1 protein-coding gene is annotated in these 1,159 nt (G+C 60.7%); it reads left to right on the forward strand.

Annotated elements, in window-relative coordinates; all coding sequences use genetic code 11:
- Positions 1 to 1,015, forward strand: a 1,015-nt coding sequence (locus tag AC1DT3_RS22025) for an Lnb N-terminal periplasmic domain-containing protein (RefSeq protein WP_477467304.1), incomplete at its 5' end; no start/stop codon positions are given.
- Positions 1,016 to 1,159 lie beyond the last annotated feature (144 nt).

The raw sequence follows: 1,159 nt of genomic DNA on the forward strand, positions 1-1,159 counted from the left end.
CGTCCGCGCCTTGCGCCTGACAGTCCTGGCGGCTCTCCTACCGGTCGCCGCGCTCGTTTTGGCCTGGGGCGCACTCGCCCTATGGTACCGCTTGCCCCTTCCGGAGACCGTTCGGGCAGTTGCGGCGATGCTCTACTTCCTCGCCGGTATCGTCGCGATCATCGCACTCTTCGGGCGGCTGCGATCTTTCGGTATCGCTGCCTTGGTCACGATGTTCGCTTGCACAGCCGTCTGGTGGAGCACGATACAAGCGCCTGCCAGCGCAAATTGGGCACCCGACGTCGCTCGCCAGGTGACGGGTACCATCGAAGGCGATCGGCTCGTCCTTAAAAACGTCCGGGATTTCGCGTGGCAGAACGGACAAGTCGCCACGGAGCAATGGGTCACGCGGACGTACGACCTGAACAAGCTGCGCACGCTTGATCTTTTCATGTCTTACTGGGCCGGACCCGAGATGGCCCACGTCATCCTGAGCTTTGGATTCGAGGATGACATTTATCTCGCCTGGTCGATCGAGGTGCGCCGAACACAGGGCGGCGAGTTCTCACCAATCGCCGACTTGTTCAAGAGCAATCCTCTCGTCATCGTGGCGGCCGACGAAGGAGACGTCGTTCGCGTGCGGTCGAATCTCCGGGGAGAAGACGTTCAACTCTACCGTCTCACCGCTTCTTCCAGTGCTGCGAGAAAGCTCCTTCTCGAGTACGTGGCGGATGCAAACGAGCTGGCGGCTCATCCGCAATTCTATAATTCCCTGACCACGAATTGCACGACGACGGCGATCAAGATGATGCGCGCGGTGGGAGCGTCCATCGCCTTCGATTGGCGTCTCATCGTCAATGGATTCTTGCCGGATTACGCCTATGAGCGAGGAGCGCTCGATACCCGATTGCCACTGCCTGTCCTGAAAGATCGCGCTCATATCGACCAGCGTGCGCGTCTGGCCGGCGGATCGCTCCAATTTTCGCAACTCATCCGCGTCGACGTGCCATCGCCCCACGATCTCGCCGCACGATGATCCGCATACAATGCTGCATCCCCCGCGGGCCCCAACGTGTTGCGGCCAGGTGGAACGGATACGCGAACCGGAGCGAAGTCTATCGAGACGGGTACGTCCGGTGTTCGCAACGCCGACAACTTGAGCCCAAACTCCACCTACGAC

The sequence above is a fragment of the Microvirga sp. P4_G7 genome (assembly GCF_056401005.1).